Source organism: Serratia sp. MF1(2023) (genome assembly GCF_030954545.1).
Taxonomy (GTDB): domain Bacteria; phylum Pseudomonadota; class Gammaproteobacteria; order Enterobacterales; family Enterobacteriaceae; genus Serratia; species Serratia sarumanii.
The window spans coordinates 1-24,455 of record NZ_JAVHUX010000028.1 but is presented as its reverse complement, the minus strand read 5'-3'; the positions used below and the strand labels follow the sequence as shown (position 1 = coordinate 24,455).

25 protein-coding genes are annotated in these 24,455 nt (G+C 61.1%); 13 read left to right on the top strand and 12 right to left on the bottom strand.

Translation table 11 applies throughout. The features are described from left to right. Nucleotides 1–122 precede the first annotated feature (122 nt). Together mrcB and hrpB are read right to left on the bottom strand one after the other, a co-directional pair. Nucleotides 123–2,615 carry a bifunctional glycosyl transferase/transpeptidase gene (gene mrcB / locus REA38_RS14520; protein ID WP_033654687.1) on the bottom strand — a complete coding sequence of 831 codons (2,493 nt, stop codon included), beginning with the start codon at nt 2,613–2,615 and terminating at the stop codon, nt 123–125. Between the two features lie 118 nt (nt 2,616–2,733). Then, nucleotides 2,734–5,172 carry an ATP-dependent helicase HrpB gene (gene hrpB / locus REA38_RS14515; protein ID WP_308886096.1) on the bottom strand — a complete coding sequence of 813 codons (2,439 nt, stop codon included), beginning with the start codon at nt 5,170–5,172 and terminating at the stop codon, nt 2,734–2,736. A gap of 189 nt (nt 5,173–5,361) precedes the next feature. On the opposite strand from hrpB, the gene thpR reads away from it, so the two are divergent. From thpR to folK, 6 genes are all read left to right on the top strand, one after another. Then, entirely contained in the window at nt 5,362–5,904 is a 543-nt protein-coding gene (gene thpR / locus REA38_RS14510; RefSeq protein ID WP_033649609.1) for an RNA 2',3'-cyclic phosphodiesterase, read from the top strand. After that, a complete protein-coding gene (sfsA, locus tag REA38_RS14505; RefSeq protein ID WP_004937572.1) occupies nt 5,901–6,608 on the top strand; it encodes a DNA/RNA nuclease SfsA in 708 nt (235 codons plus the stop codon). The genes thpR and sfsA overlap by 4 nt, the downstream gene beginning before the upstream one ends. Before the next feature lie 183 nt (nt 6,609–6,791). Then, nucleotides 6,792–7,247 carry an RNA polymerase-binding protein DksA gene (dksA, locus tag REA38_RS14500; RefSeq protein WP_004937569.1) on the top strand — a complete coding sequence of 152 codons (456 nt, stop codon included), beginning with the start codon at nt 6,792–6,794 and terminating at the stop codon, nt 7,245–7,247. A 72-nt stretch (nt 7,248–7,319) separates the two neighbouring features. After that, entirely contained in the window at nt 7,320–8,231 is a 912-nt protein-coding gene (gluQRS, locus tag REA38_RS14495) for a tRNA glutamyl-Q(34) synthetase GluQRS (RefSeq protein ID WP_047570569.1), read from the top strand. A 61-nt stretch (nt 8,232–8,292) separates the two neighbouring features. Further along, nucleotides 8,293–9,840 carry a polynucleotide adenylyltransferase PcnB gene (pcnB, locus tag REA38_RS14490; protein WP_164098829.1) on the top strand — a complete coding sequence of 516 codons (1,548 nt, stop codon included), beginning with the start codon at nt 8,293–8,295 and terminating at the stop codon, nt 9,838–9,840. Next, nucleotides 9,840–10,334, top strand: coding sequence for a 2-amino-4-hydroxy-6-hydroxymethyldihydropteridine diphosphokinase (gene folK, locus REA38_RS14485; RefSeq protein ID WP_060430999.1), 495 nt, complete (start codon nt 9,840–9,842; stop codon nt 10,332–10,334). The genes pcnB and folK overlap by 1 nt, the downstream gene beginning before the upstream one ends. 17 nt (nt 10,335–10,351) lie before the next feature. On the opposite strand, the gene REA38_RS14480 is transcribed toward folK, so the two are convergent. From REA38_RS14480 to qseB, 4 genes are all read right to left on the bottom strand, one after another. Continuing rightward, nucleotides 10,352–10,681, bottom strand: coding sequence for a DUF202 domain-containing protein (locus REA38_RS14480; protein WP_050438979.1), 330 nt, complete (start codon nt 10,679–10,681; stop codon nt 10,352–10,354). Next, complete coding sequence (locus tag REA38_RS14475; protein WP_308886095.1) at nt 10,681–11,058, bottom strand: DUF202 domain-containing protein; 378 nt, start codon at nt 11,056–11,058, stop codon at nt 10,681–10,683. The genes REA38_RS14480 and REA38_RS14475 overlap by 1 nt, the downstream gene beginning before the upstream one ends. Nucleotides 11,059–11,161: 103 nt before the next feature. Continuing rightward, nucleotides 11,162–12,520, bottom strand: coding sequence for a quorum sensing histidine kinase QseC (qseC, locus tag REA38_RS14470; RefSeq protein ID WP_033649605.1), 1,359 nt, complete (start codon nt 12,518–12,520; stop codon nt 11,162–11,164). Continuing rightward, on the bottom strand, nt 12,517–13,179 hold the full coding sequence (gene qseB / locus REA38_RS14465) for a quorum sensing response regulator transcription factor QseB (protein ID WP_004937550.1): 663 nt from the start codon (nt 13,177–13,179) through the stop codon (nt 12,517–12,519). Before qseB ends, qseC begins: the two co-directional genes overlap by 4 nt. 166 nt (nt 13,180–13,345) lie before the next feature. On the opposite strand from qseB, the gene panB reads away from it, so the two are divergent. From panB to panD, 3 genes are all read left to right on the top strand, one after another. Continuing rightward, nucleotides 13,346–14,140, top strand: a complete 795-nt coding sequence (gene panB / locus REA38_RS14460; RefSeq protein WP_004937548.1) for a 3-methyl-2-oxobutanoate hydroxymethyltransferase — start codon at nt 13,346–13,348, stop codon at nt 14,138–14,140. A gap of 23 nt (nt 14,141–14,163) precedes the next feature. After that, a complete protein-coding gene (gene panC, locus REA38_RS14455; RefSeq protein WP_308886093.1) occupies nt 14,164–15,018 on the top strand; it encodes a pantoate--beta-alanine ligase in 855 nt (284 codons plus the stop codon). 145 nt (nt 15,019–15,163) lie between these two features. Next, complete coding sequence (gene panD / locus REA38_RS14450) at nt 15,164–15,544, top strand: aspartate 1-decarboxylase (protein WP_004937544.1); 381 nt, start codon at nt 15,164–15,166, stop codon at nt 15,542–15,544. 34 nt (nt 15,545–15,578) lie between these two features. On the opposite strand, the gene REA38_RS14445 is transcribed toward panD, so the two are convergent. The 3 genes from REA38_RS14445 to REA38_RS14435 form a co-directional block, all read right to left on the bottom strand. Then, nucleotides 15,579–16,859 (bottom strand): polysaccharide deacetylase family protein, encoded by a 1,281-nt coding sequence (locus tag REA38_RS14445; protein WP_033635920.1) that lies wholly within the window; start codon nt 16,857–16,859, stop codon nt 15,579–15,581. Nucleotides 16,860–17,036: 177 nt separating this feature from the next. Next, nucleotides 17,037–17,807 (bottom strand): ABC transporter permease, encoded by a 771-nt coding sequence (locus REA38_RS14440; protein ID WP_033635921.1) that lies wholly within the window; start codon nt 17,805–17,807, stop codon nt 17,037–17,039. After that, complete coding sequence (locus tag REA38_RS14435; protein WP_033635922.1) at nt 17,804–18,727, bottom strand: ABC transporter ATP-binding protein; 924 nt, start codon at nt 18,725–18,727, stop codon at nt 17,804–17,806. The genes REA38_RS14440 and REA38_RS14435 overlap by 4 nt, the downstream gene beginning before the upstream one ends. A gap of 210 nt (nt 18,728–18,937) precedes the next feature. Between REA38_RS14435 and can the strand changes: the two genes are divergently transcribed. Then, the gene (gene can / locus REA38_RS14430; protein WP_033635923.1) at nt 18,938–19,594 is read left to right on the top strand and encodes a carbonate dehydratase; all 657 of its coding nucleotides are present in this window, start codon (nt 18,938–18,940) and stop codon (nt 19,592–19,594) included. 37 nt (nt 19,595–19,631) lie between these two features. On the opposite strand, the gene hpt is transcribed toward can, so the two are convergent. Continuing rightward, complete coding sequence (gene hpt, locus REA38_RS14425; protein ID WP_048234659.1) at nt 19,632–20,168, bottom strand: hypoxanthine phosphoribosyltransferase; 537 nt, start codon at nt 20,166–20,168, stop codon at nt 19,632–19,634. A gap of 98 nt (nt 20,169–20,266) precedes the next feature. After that, nucleotides 20,267–21,910, bottom strand: coding sequence for a multicopper oxidase CueO (cueO, locus tag REA38_RS14420; protein ID WP_308886090.1), 1,644 nt, complete (start codon nt 21,908–21,910; stop codon nt 20,267–20,269). Nucleotides 21,911–22,127: 217 nt separating this feature from the next. Here cueO and REA38_RS14415 point away from each other — a divergent pair, with 217 nt between their 5' ends. The 3 genes from REA38_RS14415 to speD all read left to right on the top strand — a co-directional run bounded on the left by REA38_RS14415 (nt 22,128) and on the right by speD (nt 24,297). Further along, nucleotides 22,128–22,475: a YacC family pilotin-like protein gene (locus REA38_RS14415; RefSeq protein WP_004937515.1), complete on the top strand. Its 348-nt coding sequence runs from the start codon at nt 22,128–22,130 to the stop codon at nt 22,473–22,475. 136 nt (nt 22,476–22,611) lie between these two features. Further along, entirely contained in the window at nt 22,612–23,475 is an 864-nt protein-coding gene (gene speE, locus REA38_RS14410; RefSeq protein ID WP_041036651.1) for a polyamine aminopropyltransferase, read from the top strand. A gap of 27 nt (nt 23,476–23,502) precedes the next feature. Then, on the top strand, nt 23,503–24,297 hold the full coding sequence (speD, locus tag REA38_RS14405; RefSeq protein WP_004937510.1) for an adenosylmethionine decarboxylase: 795 nt from the start codon (nt 23,503–23,505) through the stop codon (nt 24,295–24,297). A 50-nt stretch (nt 24,298–24,347) separates the two neighbouring features. Here speD and REA38_RS14400 read toward each other — a convergent pair. After that, nucleotides 24,348–24,455, bottom strand: a 108-nt coding sequence (locus tag REA38_RS14400; protein WP_308886109.1) for an IS3 family transposase, incomplete at its 5' end; no start/stop codon positions are given.

The window sequence follows — 24,455 nt, the reverse complement described above, 5'->3', positions numbered from 1 at the left end:
GCGCTTAGCCATGCGGTTAACAGGGAAATAAAACGAGCGAAAAAATAAAAAAGCCCGCAACCAAGGTTACGGGCTTAATAACAAAGAAAAAATTTTCACCGGGGCCGACGCCCCGGTAGCGATTACTGGCCGAACATATCCTTGATCCAGCCGGCGACGCCATCGCCATCTTTTTGCTCACCCGCCGCCGGTTGCTGCTGTTGCTGCACCGCCGCCTGGCTGGCCTGGCACAATCCCTGCGGATTGTCGGTCCAGACCGGGATGGTGCGCCAGCTGCCGCCGCCGCAGATAAAGTTGCCGGCAGAGTCGATGCTCATCTGGTTAATGCCTTCCGGCGGCTGCAGCATCAGCGGCAGCGGCGTCTGGTTTTCCAGATAACGACGATACAGGGTCAACGCGCCGTTGGCGCCGGTCAGCTTGGCCGGGCCGTTGTTGTCGCGCCCCACCCAGGCGATCGCCACTTCCTTGCCGTCGATGCCGGCGAACCAGCTGTCGCGCAGATCGTTGGTGGTACCGGTTTTCGCCGCCAGGTTGTAGTTCGGGAACTTCACCGACAGCGAGCGAGAAGTCCCGCGCGCCACACCTTGCTGCATCGCGTACAGCGTCAGGTAAGCGGCCTGCGCCGGCACCATGCGTTCGGCCTGCGGGAAGCTCTGGTACAGCACCGTGCCGTCTTCGGCGATCACCGAACGCACCGCCGACAGCGGCGCACGGTTACCGCCGCTGGCGATGGTCTGATACTCCTGCGCGACTTCCATCGGCGTCAGGCCGATCGCCCCCAGCAGCATCGAAGGCACCGGGTTGATCTCCGCTTTCGGGATGCCCAGACGTTGCAGCGTGGCGCTGATCTGATCCAGCCCCACCGACAGGCCAAGGTTCACCGTCGGCACGTTCAGCGAGTTGGCCAACGCATCCACCAGCATCACCTGACCGCGGAATTTGCGATCATAGTTGTTCGGCTGCCAGACGGCGCCGTTCGGCTGTTTCAGCGACAGCGGCGCATCCGCCAGCCAGGTGTTGAGGCGGTATTTATCCGGTTCGGACAGCGCGGTCAGGTACGTCGGCGGCTTGGCCAGCGAGCCGACCAGGCGGCGCGCCTGCATGGCGCGGTTGAAACCGGCGAACTGCGGATTGGCGCCGCCGACCATGGCGCGCACTTCACCGCTGAAGCGATCGACGATCACCATCGCCGCTTCCAGATCCTGCACGTGACGCGCAGCGCGCAGCGCCGGGATGCCGTCTTCGACCGCTTTTTCCGCCGCGTCTTGCGACACCGGATCCAGCGTGGTGAAAATCTTCACGCCGGACAGATCATTCACCTTATCGCCCAGCCTGGTCTGCAGCTCCTGACGCACCATCTGCATAAAGGCCGGCTGTGGCGTAATGACGCCGCCTTTCGGCTGCACGCCCAGCGGACGCGCGCTCAGCATGTCATACAGCTCGCCGTCGATCACGCCCTGGTTCTGCAGCAGCTTGAGCACCAGATTGCGGCGTTCCAGCGCCAGTTTCGGGTTACGCCACGGGTTATACAGCGACGCGCCCTTGACCATGCCGACCAGCAGCGCCTGCTGATCGAGGCTCAGCTCGTCCACCGGCCGGCCGAAGTAGTACAGGCTGGCCAACGGGAAACCGCGGATCTGGTCGCTGCCGCTCTGGCCGAGGTACACCTCGTTCAGATACAGCTCCAAAATGCGATCCTTGCTGTAACGGTAATCGACCAGCAGCGCCATATAGGCTTCATTGGCCTTACGCCACAGCGAGCGTTCGTTGGTCAGGAACAGGTTCTTCACCAGCTGCTGCGTCAGGGTACTGCCGCCCTGCACCGCACGGCCGGCGGTCAGGTTGGCCAGCACCGCACGGCCGATGGAATACGGGCTGATGCCGTCATGCTCATAGAAGTGGCGGTCTTCCGTGGCGATCAGCGTATCCACCAACAGATCCGGGAAACCGGCGCGCGGCACGAACAGACGCTGTTCACCGTTTGGCGACTGCAGCATGGTGATCAGGCGCGGATCGAGGCGGAAGAAGCCGAAGCTGCGGCCGCTGTCCAGGTTTTCGATCTTAGCCAGACGGTTGTTCTGGAAATCGAGACGGGCGCGGATCTGCCCTTCTTTACCATCCGGGAAATCGAACGGGCGGCGCAGCATCTCGATGCTGTTGGCCTGCACGGTAAACTCGCCCGGACGCGTCATGCGGCTGACCTGGCGATATTGCATGCCTTCCAGCAGGTTGACCATTTCCTTCTTGCTGTACGGCATGCCCGGTTCCAGGTTGACCATGCGGCCGTACACCGCCGCCGGCAGCTGCCAGACTTTGCCGTCGATGCGGCTGCGGATCTGGGAATCCAGATAGACGCCGTAGATCGCCAACAGGACGGCGATCACCAGGATCAGTTTGATAATCAGGCCGAGCCAGCGGCGTTTTTTACGCGGCGGAGTCGCTTTTACCTTACGCGGCATGCGTTCCTCCTCCTCTTCATACTCATCATCGTCATACTCGTCTTCTTCGTAATCGTCATAATCGTCGTCTCGGCGACGGCGCGGCGGCTTGCGCGACGCGGTATTTTTTGGTTGTTTTCCTTTGCGCCCGATGGGCTCGCGGTCATCCCCAGCCATGGCTGTTGTTCTCCGAGCTTGCCGACACTGCCGGCCATGATTAGTCGCTTAATCTGTGCCTACGCCGCAGCGCTGACCAGAAGAAACATCTGAATTCCAAACCTTGAATGATCGCGACCTACTGATATTTCTTCGTTCGGCGCGTCGGTACCGCCGTGGCCGGATCGTCCGGCCAAACGTGTTTCGGGTAGCGGCCCTTCATCTCTTTTTGCACCTCGCGGTAGGCACCTTGCCAGAAGGCCGCCAGATCGCCGGTGATTTGCAACGGCCGGTGCGCCGGTGAGAGTAACTCAAGCACCACCGGGATGCGACCCTCCGCCAACATCGGGCTGCGCTGCTCGCCGAACACCTCCTGCAAACGCACCGCCAGCGCCGGCGGTTTGCCGGCCTCATAACGGATCGGCAGGCGGCTGCCGGTCGGCACAGTGTAATGAGTGGGTAGCGCATTATCCAGCCGCTGCTTTTGCTGCCAGTCCAGCAGGCGGGACAGCGCCTCGGCGATGTTGACCTGCTTCAAGCCGCGCAGATCGCGCACGCCGTTCAGCGACGGCAACAGCCACTGCTCCAGCGCCGCCAGCAGCGGCTCTTCATCCATCGCCGGCCATGCCGCCTCCGGCAGCCAGGCTTGCGCGCACTGCAGGCGCACCCGCAATTGTTCGGCGGCGCCCTCCCAGTTGAGCACCGCCAGCCCCTGTGCGCGCACCCAATCGAGCAGCGCCTGCTGCAGCTCTTCGTCCGCCGGTTTGGCCAGCGGCTGGGCGCGCAGCGTCAGACGGCCGATCTGCTGGCGTTTCCAGGCGCGCAGCGTGCCCTTCTCGTCATCCCACTCCACCGTCGTGCGCTGCGTGACGATCGCCGGCAGCTGCGCCGCCAGCGCGTCGATGTCCACCGGCAGCGCCAACAGGATGCGCGCATCGGGGCTGTTGTGGCCCTGCAACAGGCTGGGGACGATGAGCCAGGGCGCGCGCGACAGCGCCTCATCCTGATTCATCGCCGCCCCCAGACCGTTGGCCAGCAGGTAGCGGCCGTCCTGGCCTCGCCGCTGGGCGATGCGATCGGTAAACGCCGGCGCCAACAGCCGCGGCGCCAGATCGACGTCGACTTGCCCTGCACGTTGCGGCAGGCGTTTGGCCAACTGCGCGGCACGCTGCCGCCAGTTCGGTTGCGGGCGGCTCAGCCAGTAGCCGATATCCATCTGCCCGCCGCGCGGCGGTTCTTCCAGCAATGCCGCCAGCAACGCCGCCGTCGCCAGGCCGTCGGCACTCAGCGCCGCGCCGGCGGTCAGCATCGCCGCCAGCCGCGGCTCGCATCCCAGCGCGGCCATCTGGCGCCCCGGTGCGGTAAGTTTGCCACCGTCATCCGTGGCCCCCAGCCGGTGCAACAGCGCCCTGGCCGCCGCCAATGCGGCGGCAGGAGGCGCATCCAGCCAGGTCAGCTGCGCCGGGTCGTGGCAACCCCACTGCAGCAACTCGAGCCAAAAGCCGGTGAGATCGCTCTGTAAAATGTCCGGTTCGGCGTGTTCCGCCGCGCGCTCCGCCTGTTCTTTGGCGAACAGATGCCAGCAAATGCCCGGCTCCAGACGCCCGGCGCGCCCGGCGCGCTGCACCATCGAGGCCTGACTGATGCGCTGCGTCGCCAGCCGCGTCAAACCGTTGCGTACGTCGTAACGCGCCACGCGTTCCAGGCCGCTGTCCACCACCAGCCGAATGCCCTCGATCGTCAGGCTGGTTTCAGCGATGTTGGTCGCCAGCACCACCTTGCGGCGGCCAACCGCCGCCGGCTGAATCGCTTTTTGCTGCTGCGCCAGAGGCAGCGCGCCATAAAGCGGGCAAAGATCGGTATCGCTCGCCACCTCGCCGGTCAATCGCTCCAGCACCCGATTGATCTCCGCCACGCCCGGCAGGAACAGCAGCAAAGACCCCGGCTGTTCGGCCAGCAGGCGCTTCACCGCCGCCGCTACGCCATCTTCCAGCCGCTGATGGCTGGCTAACGGCTGATATAAACGTTCAACCGGGAAGCTGCGCCCCTCGGACACCACCACCGGCGCTGCCGGCAGCAGCTGCGACAGGCGCGCGTTGTCCAGGGTGGCCGACATGATCAGCAGTTTCAGATCGTCACGCAGCCCTTGCTGCACGTCGAGCAGCAGCGCCAGCGCCAAATCGGCCTGCAGGCTGCGTTCGTGGAACTCATCGAGGATCACCAGCGACACGCCCTGCAGCTCGGGGTCCTGCTGCAGCATGCGGGTGAGAATGCCTTCCGTCACCACTTCCAGCCGGGTCTGCGGCCCGCTTTTACTCTCGGCGCGCATGCGGTAGCCCACGGTCTGGCCGGGCTCCTCCCCCAGTTGCTGCGCCAGGCGATAAGCGACGTTTTTCGCCGCCAGCCGCCGCGGCTCCAGCATGATAATGCGCCCCGGCAACCCGGCCTTAGCCAGGATCTGCAGCGGCAACCAGGTGGATTTACCGGCGCCGGTCGGGGCGTGCAACAGTACCTGAGGAGCGGACTGCAACGCAGCCAGCAACTCATCAAGCACCGCGCTGACGGGCAATGAAGACACTGAACTCTCCGTGGTGGTTAACGTTAAACGGCGTACAGTGTAGCATTAGCTTTGCCCCCGTAGCCTTTCAAACTGCGGCGCCGTTAGCTATAGTACGGAGTTCGTCCAGGCGTCCCGCTTCGCGCGAGGCCGCTGCAAGCCGCATTCAAATCTGTTCCTGACGGATTTGTCATTATTTACCGAGTCTCCATGTCCAATTCGCGCCGCCTGTTTTTCGCCCTGTCCTTGCCTGACGCCCTGCAACAGCAGGTGATCCGCTGGCGCGCCGAGGCGTTTGCGCCGGAGGCCGGCCGGCCGGTGGCGGCGGCTAATTTGCACCTGACGCTGGCGTTTCTCGGCGAAGTCACCGCGCAGAAAGAGCTGGCGCTGCGCAAACTTGCCGGCCGCATCGTGCAACCCGGCTTCAGCATGCGGCTCGACGATCTCGGCCATTGGCCGCGCCCCGGCGTGGTCTGGCTCGGTACCCGCCGCGCGCCGCGCGGGCTATTGCAGCTGGCCGAACTGCTGCGTTCGCAGGCCGCCCGCAGCGGCTGCCATCAAAGCGCGTTGCCGTTCCATCCGCACATCACGCTGCTGCGCGCCGCCACCCAGCCGGTGGCGATCCCGCCGGCGACGCCGGGCTGGGCGTTCAGCGCCGACGCCTTTTCCTTGTATGAGTCGGTGTTTGAAAACGGGCGCACCCGTTACCAACACCTCGAACAGTGGCCGCTGGCCACGCAGGCATCCGCATGATTTTCTCTCCACCGCTGCGTTCCGCCACGCTGATAAAACGTTACAAACGCTTTCTGGCGGACGTGATCACCCCGGAAGGGGAAACCTTTACGCTGCACTGCGCCAATACCGGCGCTATGACCGGCTGCGCCACGCCCGGCGACACCGTTTGGTACTCCACCTCGGATAACCCCAAGCGCAAATACGCCCACAGCTGGGAACTGACCCATACCCAACAGGGGCACTGGATCTGCGTCAACACCCTGCGTGCCAACGCGCTGGTGCGCGAGGCGATCGAACACAATTTAATCAATGAATTATCCGGTTACAGTAAAATCAGCGGCGAAGTGAAATACGGCGGTGAAAACAGCCGTATCGATTTGTTATTACAGGCAGAAAATCGGGTTAACTGCTATATTGAAGTTAAGTCAGTCACATTACTGCAACAACAACGTGGTTACTTTCCTGATGCGGTAACGCTCAGAGGGCAAAAGCACCTGCGTGAGTTGCTCAGCGTGGTTGAAAGCGGGCAACGGGCGGTGTTGTTCTTTGCCGTGTTACACAGCGGTATTGAGCAGGTCGCACCGGCACATCATATAGATGAGCGCTATGCGGCGCTGTTGGCACAGGTCCGGCAGTTGGGAGTGGAAGTGGTTTGCTACGGGGCAAAGTTATCACCTGACGGTATTTATCTCTGCGATAAGCTGCCGTTTTTTATCGATTAGCGCGGTCGGGTCCCTATAAATAGACAACCGGCCAGCACGATCGCCAAATACGCCCTCCTTCACACGATTGTCAAGCGGGCGACAGGAATAATTGCCAACCTACCTTCCTTCTGTTATTTATAGCGGCCTGTTTTTCCCCCGCATTGGGGATTCGATAGTGCGTGTGTATGTAGGAGAAGCAACATGCAAGAAGGGCAAAACCGTAAAACCTCGTCCTTGAGCATTCTCGCCATCGCTGGGGTGGAGCCGTACCAAGAGAAGCCGGGCGAAGAGTACATGAACGACGCCCAGTTGTCGCATTTCAAGCGCATTCTTGAAGCGTGGCGCAACCAGCTCAGGGACGAAGTGGACCGTACTGTATCGCATATGCAAGAAGAGGCAGCCAACTTCCCTGATCCGGCCGACCGTGCTACCCAGGAAGAAGAGTTCAGCCTTGAACTGCGTAACCGTGACCGTGAACGCAAACTGATCAAAAAGATCGAGAAAACGCTGAAGAAAGTGGAAGACGATGATTTCGGCTACTGCGAATCTTGCGGCGTGGAGATCGGCATTCGTCGCCTCGAAGCGCGTCCGACCGCCGATCTGTGCATCGACTGCAAGACGCTGGCTGAGATCCGCGAAAAGCAGATGGCCGGCTAATACCGTTGTTACCGCTGCGGCGTGCGCACCCGCGTGCGCCGCACAGAGAAAAGGGAACCACTCCCCTCTGATATGCAAGAAAGTCATTATGTGGGGCGCTTTGCCCCATCGCCTTCCGGGGATCTGCATTTCGGTTCGCTGATTGCCGCTCTGGGAAGCTACCTTCAGGCTCGCGCCCAACGCGGGCAGTGGCTGGTTCGCATCGAAGATATCGACCCGCCGCGCGAAGTCCCCGGCGCCGCCGCTCGCATCCTGTCCGCGCTGGAACATTATGGTCTCCACTGGGACGGCCAGGTCATCTATCAATCCCAACGTCACGACGCCTATCGCGCCGCGCTGGATCTGTTGCAGCGTCAGGGGCTCAGCTATTACTGCACCTGCACCCGCAGCCGCATCCAACACATCGGCGGATTGTACGACGGCCACTGCCGCGATTTGCAGCTCGGCCCGCAGGGCGCCGCCATCCGCTTGCGCCAGACCGCGCCCGTTTACGGGTTCCACGATCGCCTGCAGGGAGAATTGCACGCCGATCCGGCGCTGGCGGGGGAGGACTTTATCATTCGCCGTCGCGACGGGCTGTTCGCCTACAACCTGGCGGTGGTGATCGACGACCATTTTCAGGGCGTGACCGAGATTGTGCGCGGCGCCGACCTGATCGAACCGACGGTGCGTCAAATTGCCCTCTATCGCCAGCTGCAGGCGCCGGTGCCCGCCTATGTGCATCTGCCGCTGGCGCTGGGCGCCAACGGCATCAAGCTGTCGAAGCAAAATCATGCGCCGGCGTTGCCCGCCGGCGATCCGCGCCCGGTGCTGATCGCCGCGCTGAAATTTCTGCGCCAACCGCTGCCGGAAAGCTGGCAAGATCTTGACCTGCCATTATTATTGAGCTGGGCGGTCGCACATTGGCGGTTGGAAAACGTGCCGCGTCAGGAGGCTATCCCTCTGGATGAAAACACGCCGGCATTCTCAAAGGAGCCATGGTGAGCTATGATTAGCCGCTATTTTTTGTTAGCTCCATTTTTATCAGTCACTATCGAGGTGTACCATTTTTACCCGAGTAGCCAACTTCTGTCGTAAGGTACTGACCCGCGATGACAAGCTGCCCCGCGACGACGCGGCGGCCGGCGATAAAAACGTAGTCCGCGAAGAGCGTGCCGCGGCGCCAAGCCGCCCTGCGCCGCAACCGCGCGCTGCCGATAACGGCAGCAACGCCCCTGCCCGCCGCTCAACACCGCGCAAGCGTCCGCCTTTTCCCCTCGCCGAGAGCAACGACTCGATGACCGTGATCCCGCGCGAACAGCACTCGATTTCCCGCAAAGACATTAGCGAAAATGCGCTGAAAGTGCTTTACCGCCTGAACAAGTCCGGCTACGAAGCCTATCTGGTCGGCGGCGGCGTGCGCGATCTGTTGCTCGGCAAAAAGCCGAAAGACTTCGACATCACCACCAACGCCACGCCGGAGCAAGTGCGCAAGCTGTTCCGCAACTGCCGCCTGGTCGGCCGGCGCTTCCGCTTGGCGCACGTGATGTTCGGGCCGGAAATCATCGAAGTGGCCACCTTCCGCGGCCACCACGAACAGAACCCGGAATCCGACAAGAACTCGTCTCAGCAGGCGCAAAACGGCATGCTGCTGCGCGACAACATCTTCGGTTCGATCGAGGAAGACGCCCAGCGCCGTGACTTCACCATCAACAGCCTGTACTACGGCGTGGCGGATTTCACCCTGCGCGATTACGTCGGCGGCCTGAACGATCTGAAACAGGGCGTGATTCGCCTGATCGGCGATCCGGAAACCCGCTACCGCGAAGATCCGGTGCGCATGCTGCGCGCGGTGCGCTTCGCCGCCAAACTGGATATGCGCATCAGTGAAGAGACCGCCGAGCCGATCCCGCGCCTGGCCTCGCTGCTGCATGAGATCCCGCCGGCGCGCCTGTTCGAAGAATCCCTCAAGCTGCTGCAGGCCGGTTACGGTTTCCAGACCTACCTGAAGCTGTGCGAATACCAGCTGTTCCAACCGCTGTTCCCGCTGATCGCCCGCAACTTCACGCCGAACCACGATACGCCGATGGAGCGCATTCTGGTGCAGGTGTTGAAGAACACCGATCACCGCCTGCAGAACGACATGCGCGTCAACCCGGCGTTCCTGTTTGCCGCCATGCTGTGGTACCCGCTGCTGGAGCACGCGCAGAAGCTGGCGCAGGAAAGCGGCCTGGCCTACTACGACGCCTTCGCGCTGGCGATGAACGACGTACTCGACGAGCAGTGCCGCTCGCTGGCCATCCCGAAACGCATTACCACGCTGGTACGCGATATCTGGCAGCTGCAGCTGCGCCTGTCCCGCCGCCAGGGCAAACGCGCGCACAAGCTGATGGAACACCCGAAATTCCGCGCCGCCTATGATCTGCTGGCGCTGCGTGCGGAAGTGGAAGACAATCAGGAGATGCTGCGTCTGGCCGAGTGGTGGGGCGAGTTCCAGGACGCCACGCCGGCGCGGCAGAAAGCCATGCTGAGCACCCTGGGGGACGATCCGGCGCCGCGCCGCGCGCGTCAACGCCGCCCTCGCCGCCGGGCACCGCGTAAAGAAGGGGCATAATGATCCGCGTTTATATCGCGCTGGGCAGCAACCTGGCGCAGCCGCTGCAACAGGTTAAAGCCGCACTGGAGGCGCTGGAGCATCTCCCGCGCTCCCGACTGGTCACCTGTTCTTCGTTTTACCGCACCAAGCCGCTGGGGCCGCAAAACCAGCCGGACTTTCTCAACGCGGTGGTGGCGCTGGATACCCTGTTGCCGCCCGAACAGCTGCTCGACCATACCCAGGCGATAGAACGCAATCAGGGGCGCGTGCGCAAGGATGAACGCTGGGGGCCGCGCACGCTCGATCTGGACATCATGCTGTACGGCGACAAGGTGATCCATACCGAGCGCCTGACGGTGCCGCATTACGGCCTGAAAGAGCGCGAATTCATGCTCTACCCGCTGGCGGAAATCGCTCCCGATCTGATTTTCCCCGATGGCGAGCCGCTCGCCAGCTGCCTCAAGCGCGTGCCGGAAAACGGCATGGCGCTGTGGCATCAAAGTAAAAAGTGATCGCGGGGTCTAGGGGTCTAGAGCAGATAAAGCTTGAGTTGCGCCACGGCGGCCAGCAGCATCACCACCATCATACAGCCGAATATCCGCCTCACCCACCGCAGCCTTCGTTCCTGCGCTTCCGGCCCCGTAGCCTCCCTCCCGCGTGACCAGACAAACATCACCAACGCAAACGCCAACATCAAAAAGCCGCTCGCTGCCAACAGCAAACTGCCCGACACCATGCCGGCACGCAGCGACAGCAGCCCGACCACCGCCATCGTCAACGCGGTACGCCCCCAGGCCAGACGAGTACGTTCAGGTTGCAAACCAGGATCGCGCGGCGGCGCTTCCACCGTTGGGTGCATCACACGCCAAAACTCAGAATGACCGCCACCAGCGCCAGAGCGATGACGACCACGAACAGGGTCAATAGCCACAGCAGGCGGGTATAAGGCATATCGCCGTCATGCCGCATGGCTGTCTCATTGACCTTCCAGCGACGATAGGCCATCAGCCCCAGCACTACAGCCCCCAGCGTCAAAGCCACCGCCAGCCCCTGACGGATGGCAGCCGTGCCAAATTCGGAGGCAAACTGATTGATGCCGACCGCTCCCGCCATAAACGCCAATGCAGTGCGGATCCAAGCCAGAAAAGTGCGCTCATTGGCTAAAGAAAAGCGGTAGTCGGGCGTTTTACCCTTGGCCCACCATTTTAACGGGCGATTTGGCGATGGCTGGTTCATGATTTCCCTTGAACATGTAAAACCTTTCTGAAACAGAACCCTCGCACAATAAACAATTCAACCACCGTTTGCCATTCGCGATACGGGTTCTGTGGAGTCCGTCTTACAGCGTCAGCCGCGCAACGAACCCGCCCGGCGGGCGATTGGCAAAGCCGATCTGTAAACCATGCAATCCGGCGATACGCTGCACGATCGAGAGGCCCAGCCCGCTGCCGGTTTGCTCCTGCCCCGGCGGGCGATAGAAACGTTCTCCCAGCCGCGCCAGATGCTCCGTGGTGACACCCGGACCGTCGTCCTCCACCGTCAGCGAGCGTTCGCTCAGCGTCACGGTGACGACGCCGCCCTGCGGGGTATAGCGCACCGCGTTGTCCAGCAAGTTGCGCAATAGCAGCGACAGCAGCAAGGTTTCCCCCTGACGCGGCGGCGGCGTTCCCTGATGTTCATAGCGCAGCGTCACGCCCGCCGCATGGGCCTGCCGATCCTGCTCCGCCAGGGTCATCGTCACCAGTTCGTTCCAGTCGATCGGCGCCAGTTCGGCCAGATCCGACAGCGAATCCAGCCGCGACAGCGTCAGCAGCTGATCCACCAGCCGGGTGGCGCGATCGATGCCGACCGTAAGATTGTCCAGCGCGTGCTCGCGCATCGGCGCATCGTCCCCCGCCAGTTGAACCACTTCGGTCTGCACCCGCAGCGCCGCCAGCGGGCTGCGCAACTCGTGCGCGGCATCGGAGGTGAAACGCCGCTCCCGCACCAGCAACGCGTTGATGCGAGCGAACAGCGCATTGAGCGCATCCACCAGCGGACGCACCTCGGTCGGCACCTGGCGCGCGTCCAACGGCGTCGCGTCATCGGGCGCGCGCCGGCGCAAACCGGCCGCCACCGCGCGCAGCGGCCGCAGCTCGCGCCCGACCATCAGCGCGATCAGCAGCATCAGCACCGGCAGCGTCGCCAGCCAGGGCACCAGCTGGCCGGTCACCATGCCCAGCGCCATATCGCGCCGGTAATCCCACTCCTGGCCGACCACGATGCGATAGCGCCCATCCGGGCTGGTCAGCCACAGCAGGCGCCAGCTGTCGTCATCGCCTTTGCGCTCGCCGTCGGTAAAACCTTCACGCTCCCCGTCAAACAGGAAATCGGCGCCGTTCTCGCCGTCGTTGAGCAGCATCTTGCCTTGGCGATCGAAGATGGCGAACGCCAGCGCGTCGTCGTCCTGATCGCCTCGCTTGCCGTGATGCACCAGCTTCTTGGTTTTCGGCAGGCTGCGCGCGCTTTCATCGGCCAGCAGATCGCCGAGGTTGGCGGTCGCCAGCCGTTTGGCGAACAGCATCTGCTGGGTGTCGAACACTTCATTGATGGTGTTGCGCGACATCACCCAGGCCACCACGCTGGCGGTGCACCAGGTCATCAGCGCCAACAGGCTGAAGATCAGGATCAGACGCAGCCGCAGGCTGAGACGCTTCACGGCGCATCCCCCAGCGTGTAACCCACGCCGTGAATGGTGCGGATGAAGCCGTTGCCCAGCTTGCGCCGCAGGTGGTGAATATGCACCTCCACCGCGTTGCTGCTCACCTCGTCGTCCCAGTTGTACAGCTTCTCCTGAATCAACGGCCGCGCCAGCACCCGCCCCTTGTTGTGCAGAAACAGCTCCAGCACCGCCAACTCGCGCGGCGTCAGCGTCACCGGCTCGCCGTTGCAGCTCACGCTGCGGGTGGCGCTGTCAAACACCACGTTGCCGTGCGTCAGCTGCGGCATCAGTTGGCCGTGGCGACGGCGGATCAGCGCCTGCAGGCGCGCCGCCACTTCGGCCAGCGCGAACGGCTTGCACAGATAATCGTCGGCGCCGCTTTGCAGCCCGCTGACCCGCTGCTCCAACGCATCGCGGGCGGTGAGGATCAGCACCGGCACGTCCTGCCCGGCCTGGCGCCACTGGCGCAGCAGATCCAGGCCGTCGAGGCCCGGCAGGCTGAGATCGAGGATCACCGCGTCGTACGGCGCGCTGTCCAGCGCATTTTTGCCGACGGCGCCGTCGGTGAACCAGTCCAGATTGAAGCCGAGTTTGGTCAGTCCGGCCTTGATGCCGTCCCCGATCAGTTTGTCATCTTCGATCAGCAGAATTCGCATGAGTATCCCTTTTCAGTCATTGCGCCATTGCACCACAAGGTTCTTAAGAACCGCTTAAGCATGGCGATCCGCGCTACCCACCCCGATCGGGTTACAGTAGAATGGCTGCACTTTTTTGCAGCCTGGGCCTGCGCAAGCCGCACGCCCCGTTTCAGGAGACGTTGTGATGAAACCCACCACCGTGACCCACTTGCGCCAGTGGAAACAGGAGCAACGCAAGTTTGCTACCCTTACCGCCTACGATGCCAGCTTTGCCAAACTGTTTGAAGAGCAAGGCATCAAAGTCCTGTTGGTGGGCGATTCGCTGGGCATGACGCTGCAGGGCCACGACTCCACGCTGCCGGTCACCGTCGCCGACGTAGCCTACCACACGCGCGCCGTGCGCCGCGGCGCGCCGGCCTGCCTGCTGCTGGCCGATCTGCCGTTCATGAGTTACGCCACCCCGGAACAGACCTTCGCCAACGCCGCCGAGCTGATGCGCGCCGGCGCCAACATGGTGAAACTGGAAGGCGGCAGTTGGCTGTGCGACACGGTGAAAATGCTTGCCGAGCGCGCGGTGCCGGTGTGCGGCCATCTGGGCCTGACGCCGCAGTCGGTCAACGTGTTCGGCGGCTATAAGGTGCAAGGGCGCGACGAACTGGCCGCCAAACAGCTGCTGCAGGACGCGCAGAACCTGGAGCTGGCCGGCATTCAGCTGCTGGTGCTGGAATGTGTGCCGACCGAGCTGGCGCGCCAGATCACCGAAGCGCTGTCCATTCCGGTCATCGGCATCGGCGCCGGCAACGGCACCGACGGCCAGATCCTGGTGATGCACGACGCCTTCGGCATCACCGGCGGCCACACGCCGAAGTTCGCCAAGAACTTCCTGGCGCAGAGCGGCGATATCCGCACGGCGGTGCAGCACTACATTCAGGAAGTGGAACAAGGCCTCTACCCGGCGGCTGAACACTCTTTTAACTAAGCGATGGTTCCAGGAGTCACCCAATGATTATTATCGAAACCCTGCCGATGCTGCGTCAGCAGATCCGCCGCTGGCGCCAGGAAGGCAAACGCATCGCGCTGGTGCCGACCATGGGCAACCTGCACGACGGCCATATGACGCTGGTCGATGAAGCGCGCGCCCGCGCCGACGTGGTGGTGGTGAGCATCTTCGTCAACCCGATGCAGTTCGATCGGCCGGACGATCTGGCGCACTACCCGCGCACGCTGCTGGAAGACAGCGAGAAGCTGACCCGCCGCAGCGTCGATCTGGTGTTCGCGCCAGCCCCGGCTGCAGTCTATCCGCAGGGGCTGGAGCAGCAGACTTACGTCGACGTGCCGGGCATCTCCAGCATCCTGGAAGGCGCAAGCCGGCCGGGCCACTTCCGCGGCGTTTCCACCATCGTCAGCAAGCTGTTTAACCTGGTGCAACCTGACTTGGCCTGCTTCGGCGAGAAAGATTATCAACAGCTGGCGCTGATCCGCAAAATGGTGGCGGACATGGGTTACGACATCGACATCGTCGGTGTGCCGACCGTGCGCGCCAAAGACGGCCTGGCCCTCAGCTCGCGCAACGGCTACCTGACCGCCGAAGAGCGCAAGGTCGCGCCGCAGCTGAGCAAGATCATGAATGGGCTGGCGCAGCAGTTGGCCAATGGCGAGCGCCATATCGAAACGCTGCTGGAACAGACCGCCGAGCAGCTGCGCGCCGCCGGCTTTACGCCGGATGAGCTGTTTATTCGCGACGCCGACAGCCTGCAGCCGCTGACGGTGGACAGCCAACGGGCGGTGGTGCTGATGGCCGCCTGGCTGGGCAAGGCGCGTCTTATCGACAACCAGCAGGTCGACCTGACGCTGTAAGCCGTTTTTTATACTGTCGTCACCCTTGGCCGCTGACCATTGGTAGACAATGGCGGAGCAATCGGTGACGATAGAGATTGCAGGGATGCAGGAGAGATGTTCAACCCCAGCGCCTGTGAAGGCCGATATTCAGTTAGGTAAAGCTATGATACGTACTATGCTGCAAGGCAAGCTGCATCGCGTCAAAGTCACTCAGGCTGACTTGCACTATGAAGGGTCCTGCGCCATCGACCAAGATTTCCTGGAGGCCGCCGGCATTCTGGAATATGAAGCGATCGATATTTACAACGTGGATAACGGCCAGCGCTTCTCCACCTACGCCATCGCCGCCGAGCGCGGTTCGCGCATCATTTCGGTTAACGGCGCCGCCGCGCGCTGCGCCTGCGTGGGCGACAAACTGATCATCTGCTCCTATGTGCAAATGACCGACGCCGACGCCCGCCAACACCACCCGAAAGTCGCCTATTTCGAAGGTGACAACAACCTGCAGCGCAAGGCGAAAGCCGTGCCGGTTCAGGTCGCCTGACACTAAAACGGGCGCCTTGCGCGCCCGTTCTTCCTTACTGCACCACCACCGTGCCCGGCTTGTTGGCTATCCGATCCGCCATGGTCTGGATCGAGTCGGTGCGCAGAATATACAGCCGCTTCAGCGTATAGGGGTTATCCCCCGGCTTCACCTTGCCCTGCACCGTGGTCACCGCCAAATGGAAACCGGCGTCCTGCGCCGCCTGGATCGCCCGCTGGTTATAGCCGCCGAACGGGTAGGACAGATACAGCACGTGCGGGTTGAACTGCGACAGCGCGCGGCGCGAGCGCTCAAAATCGAACTCGATATTGTGCAGCGAACGGCTCAGCAAAATCGGCTGGCGATTGCCGTCGGTGCGGTGCAGGAAGTGAGTGTGCGACTGCACGTCGAACACGTCCTGAATCTGCTTCAGCTCCGAGACGCTCATAAACTGCAGCGAGTCCGGGTTCCATTTCTGCGGGTGGCGTTTGATGCGCGAAGAGATGATGAACGCCGTGGCGCGGAAACCGTAATCCTTCAGCACCGGGTAAGCGTAGCGATAAACCGATTTCAGCCCGTCGTCGAAGGTCAGCACGATCGCCTTGCCCGGCAGGTTGATCTGGTTCTTCAGGTAGGCTTCCAGCTGATACAGCGAAATGGTGTCGTAGCCCGCCTGCTTCAGGTAGGTCATCTGGTTGCTGAACGCCACGTCTGAGGTGGTGGTCGAGGTGTGGCGGAAGCGCTTGTTCTCTTCGTTTTTTAGCAGATGATGATAGGTCAGCACCGGTATGCCGCTATCTATCTCGCAGTCCAGCTCATTGACAAACCCCAGCCGCTCGCCGATGTTGACCTCGTACCAGGTGTTGTTCAGGCGATCCTTCAGCTTGCCGATGATCGGATAGCGCAGGTTGCCTTCCAGCGTGCCCAAGACCTCGCTGTCCTTGTCCGCCGCGGTATAAACGTCGATCGTTTTTTGGGTGATCAGATTCTGGTTGGTCAGCGGTTTGTTCAGCTCGCCCAGATCGTCTTGTACCTTGCGCGACTTCTTCAGTTCGCGCACGTCATCTTTATCGATAAAGCCGGTGCCGTGCCCGAATTTGAATTCGTAGTATTCCGCATCCGCCGGGAACACCTGGATCAGCTGCCCGCGCTTCACTTCTCCTACCGGGATCACATGCTCGCCCACCAACGCATAGACTTCGCTATCGCGCTGCGCTTCCATGTATTCAGATTTTACCGCGCCGTCTTCCGACAGCAGATTCGCCAGGCTCACAGGGGAAACCAACGACATCAGAATGCCGAGGAAACCAGCCGCTAACGTGTATTGAGGCCGCATGATGATGTTCTACTTACGAGTGCGTAATGACTAAAGTGAAGGAAATGTGGAGCGCCAGCATAGCACGATTTGAACAACGGGGAACTAGCGGTTATTTGAGCAATTCTATTGATTTACGCGCCGCCTGCGCCAAATCAAGAAAAGCGCCCCCGCCGGAAAAGCGGGGGCGCGATACCATCAGCTGCGCAGGCCGCGGCCGCGCTCGATCAGGTACCAGGAAAGCAGGTAAAACACCGCGATAAACGCCAGCAGCACCGCCATGGTGAACGCCAGCGGCACGTCGTTGATGCCGAGGAAACCGTAGCGGAAACCGCTGATCATATAGACGATGGGGTTCAGCTTGGACACCGCCTGCCAGAATGGCGGCAGCAGCGACAGCGAGTAGAACACCCCGCCCAGGTAGGTCAGCGGCGTCAGCACGAAGGTCGGGATCAGGCTGATATCGTCGAAGGTGGTGGCGAACACCGCATTGATCAGCCCCGCCAGCGAGAACAGGATCGCCGTCAGCAACAGCGTCAGCGCAATCACCCACCAGGCGTGCACCTGCAGCGGCACGAAGAACAGCGAGATGATGGTCACCAGCACGCCGACGCAGATGCCGCGCGCCACGCCGCCGCCGACATAGCCGGCGATCACCACGTGGGTCGGCACCGGCGCCACCAGCAGTTCCTCAATGTTGCGCTGAAACTTGGCGCTGAAGAACGACGAGGCGACGTTGGCATAGGAGTTGGTAATGACCGCCATCATGATGAGGCCGGGCACGATGAACTGCATGTAGCTGAAACCGTGCATGTCGCCGATGCGCGAACCGATCAGATTGCCGAAGATGATGAAGTACAGCGTCATGGTGATCACCGGCGGCACCAGGGTCTGGATCCAGATGCGCGCGAAGCGGTTCACTTCTTTGGCCCAGATGCTCTGTAAGGCCACCCAATACAAACGCGTCATGCTTTTTCTCCATTGCCGTTAACCAGGGTGACAAACAGTTCTTCCAGGCGGTTCGCCTTGTTACGCATGCTCAGCACCTGCACGCCCTGCGCGCTCAGTTGGGTGAACAGCCCGTTCAGCCCCTGCTCGCGCATCACTTCCACTTCCAGCGTCGAGGTATCCGTCAGGCGGCTGTGGTAACCGTCCAGCTTCGGCAACGGGCTCTTCGCCGCCAAATCGAGGATGAAGGTTTCCGACTTCAGCTTGGCCAGTAGCCCCTTCATCGAGGTGTTTTCCACCAGCTCCCCGTTCTGGATGATGCCGATATTGCGGCACAGCATCTCCGCCTCTTCCAGATAGTGGGTGGTGAGGATAATGGTGGTGCCCTGGGCGTTCAGTTCTTTCAGGAAGCCCCACATCGAGCGACGCAGCTCGATGTCCACCCCGGCGGTCGGCTCATCGAGGATCAGCAGCTTCGGCTGATGCATCAACGCGCGGGCGATCATCAGGCGGCGCTTCATGCCGCCGGACAGCATGCGGGCGCGCTCGTTACGCTTGCCCCACAGATCCAGCTGATTGAGGTATTTTTCGGCGCGCGCCATCGCTTCACGCCGCGTGACGCCGTAGTAACCCGCCTGGTTCACCACGATCTGCAACACGGTCTCGAACGGGTTGAAGTTGAACTCCTGCGGCACCAGGCCGAGCTGGCGCTTGGCGTTGACGATGTCTTTATCGATGTCGTAACCGAACACCCGCACGCTGCCGGCCGTTTTGTTCACCAGCGAGCTGATGATGCCGATGGTGGTGGATTTACCGGCGCCGTTTGGCCCCAGCAGGGCATAAAAATCCCCCGCTTCGACGCTCAGGTCGATACCGCGCAGCGCCTTGACGCCACCGGCATAAGTCTTGGTCAGTTGCGCTAATTCCAGTGCATAATTCATATGTAAAATAGTACCTTATGACGATGAGTATGCCGCCGCGCCCCTGTTTGCGAGGCTTGAAACACTAACGATAATCCTAGCATCGGCGACGTTTTCACTGAGTCGAATCCGTGCGGAAAATGAGGCTGCACCACTGTTCCGATTTCCAAAGTGTGACGCTTACCCTATATTACCCCAACGCAATCTGTCCGTTACGGGTCAATCACCTCCATGAAAGAAATCGAAGAGCTTATCGCCAACAACCAGGCCTGGTCGGCCAACATCAGCCAGGAAGACCCGGAATTTTTTGAACGTTTAGCCCAGGCGCAAAAGCCCCGCTTCTTATGGATTGGTTGCTCTGACAGCCGCGTTCCCGCAGAACGCCTGACCGGCCTCGAGCCGGGTGAACTGTTCGTCCATCGCAACGTGGCGAACCTCGTTATCCACACCGATCTTAACTGCCTGTCGGTGGTGCAGTATGCGGTAGATGTGCTGGAAGTCGAACACATCATCATTTGCGGCCACCTGGGCTGCGGCGGCGTGCAGGCGGCGGTGGAAAACCCGGAGCTGGGGTTGATCGACAACTGGCTGCTGCACATTCGCGATCTGTGGTACAAGCACAGCTCGCTGCTGGGCGAGCTGCCGCCGGAGCAGCGTTTCGACATGCTGTGCGAGATCAACGTCATTGAGCAGGTATACAACCTGGGCCACTCCACCATCATGCAGTCCGCGTGGAAGCGCGGCCAGAAGGTGATGATCCACGGTTGGGTGTACGGCATTCAGGACGGCCGCCTGCGCGATATGGAAGTGCTGGCGACCAGCCGCGAGAGCCTGGAGATGGGCTACCGCAAAGCGATAGCCAAACTGAAGCAGGATAAAGGCATATAACCCCGCCGCGGGCGCGGCTGGCCGCGCCCCACATCAATTACTCGTCCAGCAGCACCACTTTGCCGACGTACGGCAGGTGACGGTAGCGCTGAGCGTAGTCGATGCCATACCCCACCACGAACTCATCCGGGATCGAGAAGCCGACATATTCGACCGGCACCTGCACTTCACGGCGCTCAGGCTTGTCCAGCAAGGTGCAAATCGCCAGCGATTTCGGCCCGCGCAGCGCCAAAATCTCGCGCACTTTGTTCAGCGTGTTACCGGAATCGATGATGTCTTCCACGATCAGCACGTCTTTGCCGCGAATGTCTTCGTCCAGATCCTTGAGGATCTTCACGTCGCGGGTGGTGGACATGCCGCTGCCGTAGCTGGAGGCGGTCATAAAGTCGACTTCGTGCGGCACGTCGATCGCGCGGCAGAGATCGGCCATGAACATGAAGGAGCCGCGCAGCAGCCCGACCAGCACCATGTCGCTGCCGCTGTCGCGGTAATGTTCGGTGATCTGGCGGCCAAGTTCGGCGATACGGGTCTTAACTTCCTGCTCGGAAATCATTACGTCTACAGTGTGTTTCATAGTATTCAGGTCAGTTGCCGGAAGAAAGGCGCAGAGTTTAGCATAGCCTTTCGCCGGTGGCGACGCGAGCGCGCCGCCACCTGAGCGACGGGCCGCGATCATTCGCCGACGGTGAAACCCATCATCATGCCGGTATCTTCGTGCTCCAGCAGGTGGCAGTGGGCCATGTACGCATGTTCGCTGCTGGCCGGATGGTCGAAGCGCACCAGCACTTCGCTGCGCCACCCTTCGACGCGCACCGTGTCCTTCCAGCCGCTGCGATGCGCCGCCGGCGGTTTGCCATTTTCCGACAGGATACGGAACTGGGTACCGTGAATATGGAACGGGTGCAACATCATGTCGCCCTCGCCGGAAATGGTCCACTTCTCATACTGGCCCCGTTTGGCGGCGAACATCGGCTTGGTCATGTCGAAGGCCTTGCCGTTGATCATGTTGCCGTGGCTGAAATCGAACGGTTTGGCTTTACCCTGCGCGCCACCGTGATCCATCCCGGCCATCTTGCCATGATCCATGCCCTGCATGCCGCCCTTTTCCATGCCTTTCATGTTGCCGTGGTCCATGCCTTTCATGTCTCCACCGCCCATCGCGCCATGATTCATGCTCATGCCGGCCATCGCCTGGTGACCATAACGATCCATCAGCGCCTGCATGCCGAGCATATCCAGCTGCGGATCCATCATCAGCTGCAGCCAACGCTCCTGGATACCGGTGGTAGCGGGCAATGTCGGCAGCTTCACCAGGCTGTCCGGCATGGTTTTGATGCCCTGCGCCAGCGACGGCTGAATGCGCAACACCGGCAGCGGTTGATCGAACGGCGCCAGCGTCATACCCATCTGCTTCACCGGCAGCGTCACAATGTCGAACGCTTTCCCGTCGGAGGCATCCACCAGCACTTCAAAACGTTCGCCCATCAGCATCGGCAGCTCGGTCAGTTTCACCGGCTCCGCCAGGAAACCGCCGTCGCTGGCGATGACATACAGCGGACGGTTGTCACTGGCCGCCAGATTCAGCGAGCGGGCGTTACAGCCGTTGAGGAAGCGCAGACGCAGCCAGCCGCGCGGCGCCAAATGTTGCGGATACTGCGCGCCGTTGGTGAACATGCGATCGCCAAACCAGCCCACCGCCGCGCTCATCACATCCAGGCGGTATTCGATTTGTGCGTCTTTGCCCAACCGCTTATCTTGCAGGATCACCGGAATATCATCCTGCCCCCAGATTTTCGGCAGCGGCAGTTTGGCGCTCTCCTCATCTTCCAGCAGCACCAGCCCCGCCAGCCCCATCATCACCTGGCTGCCGGTTTTACCGTGGGTATGCGGGTGGAACCAGCAGGTGGCCGCCGGTTGATCGACAGTGAAATTCACCGTGCGCGTCGCGCCGGGATGGATCAATGCCTGCGGGCCGCCATCGACGTCGCCGGGAATTTCCAGGCCGTGCCAGTGGACGGTGCTGGCCTCCGCCAGGCCGTTTTTGATGTCGACCGTCACCGGCTGGCCACGCTGCAGCTGCACCGCCGGCCCGAGCAGCGCGCCGTTGAATCCCCAGGTTTTGGTGGCGGCGCCGGGCAACCAGCGGGTTTCCCCCGCCTGCAGCGCCAGCGCAATTTTTCCCTGCGTGTCCGGCGTCAACAACGGCGGCACCGGCAGGGCCGGCCGATCGGCCGCCCAGGCGGCCCGGCTCCATAACGGCAATGCGCTCGCAGCGCCCAGTGCGGCGGTTAATTTAATAAAATCACGGCGTAACATCGCTGACTCCCTTTTCTCAGTGACATAACTCAATGCCGCCAGCCTAAACCTTCCCCCTGGCGGAAGGTCAAGCCTTTCCTGGCGGTATTTTAAGCTATGCCTCACAATCAAGAGAATATGGCTGGCAAACGCAACGCCGGCCCGGCAGCAATAAAATTTGGTGCCTTTACAGGCAAGTGTGGTAACGTCAGCAAACGACAAACAGGCCTATTTCATGATGAAAAAAACAACGTTATCGATGCTGTTGCTGGCGATGCTGGGCTTCTCCAACGCCAGTCTGGCGCTGAATGAATCCGAGGCGGAAGATCTGGCCGATCTGACGGCGGTATTTATTTATTTGAAAAATGATTGCGGCTACAACGATTTGCCAAACGCGCAAATCAAACGCGCCATCGTCTATTTCGCGCAACAAAACCGCTGGGATTTGAGCAACTACAACAGTTTCAATATGAAGGCGCTGGGCGAAGACAGCTATCGCGATCTCAGCGGCATCGCCATTCCAACGCCCAAGAAGTGCAAATCGCTGGCGCGCGATTCTTTGAGCCTGCTGGCCTACGCAAACTAATTCCTTCCCCTTCCCCTTCCCCTTTCCCGCCCGCCTAACGCTCTCTCTGTCTGAAATTCAACCGTGCATCGCCAGGCAGAGTTAGCTATGATGTTGCGCCGATTTTTCATGGCTGTTATTACGGAGTTTCCCGCACATGACCCAGAAAGAAATTTGGTACGAAACGCTGCATACGGGCTTCGGCCAGTATTTCTCGGTAGAGAAGGTGCTGTACCGCGAGAAGACCGATCACCAGGATCTGGTGATCTTCGAGAACCCGGTGCTGGGGCGCGTGATGGCGCTCGACGGCGTGGTGCAAACCACCGAGCGTGACGAGTTCATCTATCACGAAATGCTGACCCACGTGCCGCTGCTGGCGCACGGCGCGGCGAAGAAAGTGCTGATCATCGGCGGCGGCGACGGCGGCATGCTGCGCGAAGTCAGCCGGCACCCTGGCGTGGAGCAGATCACCATGGTCGAGATCGACGCCGGTGTCGTCGAATTCTGCCGCCAGTACCTGCCCAACCACAGCGCCGGCGCCTATGACGATCCGCGCTTCAAGCTGGTGATCGACGACGGCGTCAACTTCGTGAACCAAACCGACGAAACCTTCGATGTGATCATCTCCGACTGCACCGATCCGATCGGCCCCGGCGAAAGCCTGTTCACTTCGGCGTTTTATGAAGGCTGCGCCCGCTGCCTGAATGAGGGCGGCATTTTCGTCGCGCAGAACGGCGTCTGCTTCCTGCAACAGGACGAGGCGGTCAACAGCCACGCCAAACTGAGCCGCTACTTTACCGACGTCAGCTTCTATCAGGCGGCGATCCCGACCTATTACGGCGGCATCATGACCTTTGCCTGGGCGAGCCAGAACCCGGCGCTGCGCCAGCGCGATCTGCCTACTCTGCAACAGCGCTTTAACCAAAGCGGCCTACACTGTCGTTATTACAACCCGGCAATTCACGTCGGCAGTTTTGCCCTGCCGCAATATTTGCTCAATGCCCTGAACGTAACACGTTAAGCGAGAAGATAAAGGAGGTGGCCCAAATTGCATAAGCTAAAACTGCACGGCTTCAACAACCTGACCAAGAGCCTGAGTTTTTGTATTTACGATATTTGTTACGCCAAGACCGCGGACGACCGCGACGGCTATATCGCCTACATTGACGAACAATATAACGCCAACCGGCTGACCGAGATCCTGAGCGAAACCTGCTCGATCATCGGCGCCAATATTCTGAACATCGCGCGTCAGGACTACGAGCCGCAGGGCGCCAGCGTCACCATCCTGGTCAGCGAAGAGCCGATCGATCCGAAAGACGTCGATACGTCGGAGCATCCTGGCCCGCTGCCGAACACGGTCGTTGCGCACCTGGACAAGAGCCATATCTGCGTACACACCTACCCGGAAAGCCATCCGGAAGGCGGGCTATGCACCTTCCGCGCCGATATCGAGGTTTCGACCTGCGGCGTCATTTCGCCCCTCAAGGCGCTGAACTACTTAATTCACCAGCTGGAATCCGACATCGTCACCATGGACTATCGCGTGCGCGGTTTTACCCGCGACGTGAACGGCGTGAAACATTACATCGATCATGAGATCAATTCGATCCAGAACTTTATGTCGGAAGACATCAAGGCGCTGTATCACATGATGGACGTGAACGTTTACCAGGAAAATATCTTCCATACCAAGATGTTGCTGAAAGATTTCGATCTGAAGCACTACCTGTTCAACGCGGAACCGGAGGCGCTGAGCGCCGCCGAACGCAAGCAGATCACCGATCTGTTATGGAAAGAGATGCAGGAAATCTATTACGGCCGCAATATTCCGCATCTGTGATGGAAAGGGCGCGGCACTGAACTGACCCCCAGAAGTTGGACGATGTAAATTCAGGCGGCCTTCATGGCCTGGGTTCGATACTCTACCGGACTCAGGCCTTTTAGTTTCTCTCTGAGGCGGCTGTGGTTATAGTAATCAATGTAGTTCTCTATTTCTTT

Excerpts from the sequence above, each read along its gene's own strand:
- mrcB (WP_033654687.1), bottom strand. The coding sequence starts at position 2,615 with ATGGCTGGGGATGACCGCGAGCCCATCGGGCGCAAAGGAAAACAACCA.
- thpR (WP_033649609.1), top strand. The coding sequence starts at position 5,362 with ATGTCCAATTCGCGCCGCCTGTTTTTCGCCCTGTCCTTGCCTGACGCC.
- sfsA (WP_004937572.1), top strand. The coding sequence starts at position 5,901 with ATGATTTTCTCTCCACCGCTGCGTTCCGCCACGCTGATAAAACGTTAC.
- dksA (WP_004937569.1), top strand. The coding sequence starts at position 6,792 with ATGCAAGAAGGGCAAAACCGTAAAACCTCGTCCTTGAGCATTCTCGCC.
- gluQRS (WP_047570569.1), top strand. The coding sequence starts at position 7,320 with ATGCAAGAAAGTCATTATGTGGGGCGCTTTGCCCCATCGCCTTCCGGG.
- folK (WP_060430999.1), top strand. The coding sequence starts at position 9,840 with ATGATCCGCGTTTATATCGCGCTGGGCAGCAACCTGGCGCAGCCGCTG.
- REA38_RS14480 (WP_050438979.1), bottom strand. The coding sequence starts at position 10,681 with ATGCACCCAACGGTGGAAGCGCCGCCGCGCGATCCTGGTTTGCAACCT.
- REA38_RS14475 (WP_308886095.1), bottom strand. The coding sequence starts at position 11,058 with ATGAACCAGCCATCGCCAAATCGCCCGTTAAAATGGTGGGCCAAGGGT.
- qseB (WP_004937550.1), bottom strand. The coding sequence starts at position 13,179 with ATGCGAATTCTGCTGATCGAAGATGACAAACTGATCGGGGACGGCATC.
- panB (WP_004937548.1), top strand. The coding sequence starts at position 13,346 with ATGAAACCCACCACCGTGACCCACTTGCGCCAGTGGAAACAGGAGCAA.
- panC (WP_308886093.1), top strand. The coding sequence starts at position 14,164 with ATGATTATTATCGAAACCCTGCCGATGCTGCGTCAGCAGATCCGCCGC.
- panD (WP_004937544.1), top strand. The coding sequence starts at position 15,164 with ATGATACGTACTATGCTGCAAGGCAAGCTGCATCGCGTCAAAGTCACT.
- REA38_RS14445 (WP_033635920.1), bottom strand. The coding sequence starts at position 16,859 with ATGCGGCCTCAATACACGTTAGCGGCTGGTTTCCTCGGCATTCTGATG.
- REA38_RS14440 (WP_033635921.1), bottom strand. The coding sequence starts at position 17,807 with ATGACGCGTTTGTATTGGGTGGCCTTACAGAGCATCTGGGCCAAAGAA.
- REA38_RS14435 (WP_033635922.1), bottom strand. The coding sequence starts at position 18,727 with ATGAATTATGCACTGGAATTAGCGCAACTGACCAAGACTTATGCCGGT.
- can (WP_033635923.1), top strand. The coding sequence starts at position 18,938 with ATGAAAGAAATCGAAGAGCTTATCGCCAACAACCAGGCCTGGTCGGCC.
- hpt (WP_048234659.1), bottom strand. The coding sequence starts at position 20,168 with ATGAAACACACTGTAGACGTAATGATTTCCGAGCAGGAAGTTAAGACC.
- cueO (WP_308886090.1), bottom strand. The coding sequence starts at position 21,910 with ATGTTACGCCGTGATTTTATTAAATTAACCGCCGCACTGGGCGCTGCG.
- REA38_RS14415 (WP_004937515.1), top strand. The coding sequence starts at position 22,128 with ATGAAAAAAACAACGTTATCGATGCTGTTGCTGGCGATGCTGGGCTTC.
- speE (WP_041036651.1), top strand. The coding sequence starts at position 22,612 with ATGACCCAGAAAGAAATTTGGTACGAAACGCTGCATACGGGCTTCGGC.